Origin of the sequence: Streptomyces sp. MBT53, from assembly GCF_016654115.1 — a bacterium.
Lineage (GTDB): Bacteria > Actinomycetota > Actinomycetes > Streptomycetales > Streptomycetaceae > Streptomyces.
Map to the genome: position 1 here is coordinate 1 of NZ_JAEQAZ010000518.1, position 400 is coordinate 400.

General features: G+C 73.5%; 1 pseudogene. It reads left to right on the forward strand.

From position 1 onward, the window contains the following. Positions 1 to 204: 204 nt before the first annotated feature. Positions 205 to 400, forward strand: a pseudogene (locus JHN45_RS52560) (hypothetical protein); the annotation flags it as partial.

Sequence of the window (400 nt, forward strand, 5' to 3'; positions counted from 1 at the left end):
CCTGCCCTTGGCGCTAGCGCCCCGGACCAGCAACCCACCCGTCCCGCCGACCTCGCCCGCGAGGCACTGCGAGCTGCCCGGCGGGAGAGTCAGCAGGCCCGGACCGACGTAGGGGGCAAGGGAGTTGAGCCCGCGCCCCGACCACCCCGCCGGACCTCCACCCCCTCCGGCACCAGCACCGGCACCTCACGAACCCGCTCCCACGTGCCCGGCGGTGTCGAGGCCAACCGGGCGCGCGCCGTACGGGACATGCTCGCCGATGCCTTCCGAATGCCGGAGGACGACGACTCCACCACGGTGCAGTCCGCCGACAACACCCCCGAAGACCAAGCGAGTTGGGACGAACGGACGCAGGACCACACCGAACTCCGAGCCCCGGCCGCAACCCCCAGCCCCAGCC